This is a genomic window from Paenibacillus zanthoxyli JH29 (assembly GCF_000520715.1).
In the GTDB taxonomy this organism is placed as follows: Bacteria; Bacillota; Bacilli; order Paenibacillales; family Paenibacillaceae; genus Paenibacillus_AQ; species Paenibacillus_AQ zanthoxyli.
In genome coordinates, this window is the sequence record NZ_ASSD01000599.1 from 1 (window position 1) to 2,450 (window position 2,450).

Consider the following 2,450-nt stretch of genomic DNA (forward strand, 5'->3'; position numbering starts at 1 on the left):
CCCTTGACCGGACGCTTCTCCTCTCCGGTCAGGGAGACAATGTCCAGTACCTCGGCGATGCGGCGCTTTGGCGCGCCGAGAATGCGCCGGATCGCCTCCAGGTTCTCCTCCGCCGACAAATGGCCGTAGTAGGACGGCGATTCGACAAGCGAGCCGACTCTCCGCAGAATGTCCATTCTCTCCTTGCGGAGATCTTGGCCGAAGATTTCGACGCGCCCCTCCGTCGGCGCGATCAGACCGAGCAGCATTCGGATGGTTGTCGTCTTGCCCGCGCCGTTCGGCCCGAGAAATCCGTAAATTTCGCCTCTCCCGATGCTCAGCTCCAGGTGGTCCACCGCCGTTCGGCCGCGATATTTTTTCACCAGCTCCGTCGTTTGTATAATCGTTTCCATGTCTATTCTTCACCTCGGTAACCAGCATACCGCCCCAAGGTTAAAGAAGACTGCACGTGAAGTTTAAGTTTCGTTTAAATTATTCCGCTCTTTCGGAAAAATGAAGACCGAGGTGCCGTCCGGAGTGCTGTCCGACGTCCAGGCAAGCCCCATGCGGGACAGCAGCATATCGACGATAGCGAGTCCGAGACCCGCCCCTTTCACCGGAGAATCTTCGCCTATGCCCTGTCCCCGGTCGCGGATGACGACAGTGCGTGTGCCGCTGCGGTCCTCGGCGGCAATCCCGACATAACCGCCGCCTTTGGCATGGCGCACGATGTTCTGATGCAGATTGTCCAGCACACGCTTGAACCAGATTTCATCGACCTCCCAGTACAAGGGTTCGCCCTCCAGTTCGATGTCAACCTCCATGCCTTCCTTGGTCCATATCGGGTACCACGCCGCAGCGCTTTCCCGCAGCAGCCTGAGAATATCCTTGCGCTCCGGCGACAGCTTCACCCTGCCGCTTGCCAGCAGATTATAACTCAGCAGGTTATCGATCAGAACACCAAGGTCGGCGATGCGCTCATCCATCAGATTGAGCGATTCTCTTCCCTGCAAGGACAGCGGTTCCTTGCCGACCTCAAACAAATGACTGCGCACAACGGTAAGCGGCGTGCGCAGATCGTGAGACAGATCGGCGATCAGCCGCTTGCGGAGATCCTCTTCCTCCCGCTCTCTGCGCCGGCTGTCCTTAAGCTCCGCAACCATCGTATTGAACGCCTCTTCCAGCAGACCTACCTCATCGGGCTTGCCCTTTGGAATCGCTGCCGGAAGGCCGTCCCTGCCGTCAAGGGTCATCGCGGTCTGAAGCTGCAGCAGCCGCCTGCGTATTCTGGCGAAGAACAGCCAGGATACTACCGCGAACCCGATGAACAGAACGAACAGCACCGTAACATACCCCAAAGTCGGAAAATGGCTTGCGCCTTTCCGCAGCACGGACCCCGGAACCGTCATGACCATGAAGCCTTCACCGGCATCGGAATGGTCGCCGATAAAAGCGACAATAGTCAGCGGATCACGGTTGATGCTTTCTTTCATAAAGGTGATCGACGAAGAAACCGTCCATGTCTCCGGGACGGAGGTCTCCTTGTCGGAGACGCTCCCGGGCACCTTCTTCTGCGCAGGAAGCGACAGCCGGGTGACCCCGCTCCCGTCCACCCAGAACATAGCAGCGTATTGGTAACTCCCGCCCAGTTCCCTTATGCGCGCGTCAATCTCCCGGGGAGACTTGCCGGCCAGCAGTCGAGCCGCTTCATGCCATCTGTTCTCCAAATTGGAAGTGTTGGAGTAGAGCGCCAGCTCGGACTTTATTCTGTCATCCATCTGTATCTTAATCCAGTTGTTGGAAAGGGAAACAAAGATGATATTAAGAGAAATGATAACGGGCAAGAACATTACGGCTGCCGCGATAATCAGCAGATACCGTGACATTAGTGACCTGCGGAATTCAGGAAGACGCCCTCGGGTTCTGCTCTTTTTTATCATGCCTTGACCCTGTATCCGATGCCCCGGACGGTCTCAATAATTTCCGGCGCTCCCGGGTCCTTCTCCAGCTTTTCGCGTAAATAACGGATATGTACCATCAGGGTCTTGTCCCCTTCCATATAGGGCTCACCCCAGACCGCTTCATAAATTTGCTCCTTGGTCATAATCTGGCCGAGGTGGCGCAACAGGTAAAAGAAAATCTGAAACTGCTTGCCCGTCAGCGGTATTTCCTCCCCGCTCTCCGCCTGAACAATCCGGTTCTCCTCTTCATAGACGGTCAGATGCCTAAGTGTTAGCGGCGAAGATGACACGCTGCCCGCACGCCGCAGCAAAACCCCGATTCTCGCGGCCAGCTCGTCCGGATGAAACGGTTTGGTTAAATAGTCGTCGGCAAACCCCAGACCCTGGAGCTTGTCGTCAATGGACGTTCTCGCCGAGAGCATCAGTATGGGAATGTCAGGAAAAATCTTCTTTACCCGCTGGCCCACGGTGAATCCGTCCAATCCCGGCAGCATGACATCCAGGATAACC

General features: G+C 56.4%; 3 protein-coding genes. All 3 read right to left on the reverse strand.

The features are described 5' to 3' along the window. A partial coding sequence (locus L691_RS0123300) for an ATP-binding cassette domain-containing protein (RefSeq protein ID WP_025692694.1) occupies positions 1-392 on the reverse strand: 392 nt, incomplete at its 3' end. A 63-nt stretch (positions 393-455) separates the two neighbouring features. After that, on the reverse strand, positions 456-1,865 hold the full coding sequence (locus tag L691_RS0123305; protein WP_232229260.1) for a sensor histidine kinase: 1,410 nt from the start codon (positions 1,863-1,865) through the stop codon (positions 456-458). A 50-nt stretch (positions 1,866-1,915) separates the two neighbouring features. Further along, positions 1,916-2,450 (reverse strand): response regulator transcription factor (locus L691_RS0123310; protein ID WP_025692696.1); only part of this gene is annotated, 535 nt, incomplete at its 5' end.

Bases quoted from the DNA above. Each gene is read 5' to 3' on its own strand.
- L691_RS0123305 (WP_232229260.1), bottom strand. From the start codon at position 1,865: ATGTCACGGTATCTGCTGATTATCGCGGCAGCCGTAATGTTCTTGCCC.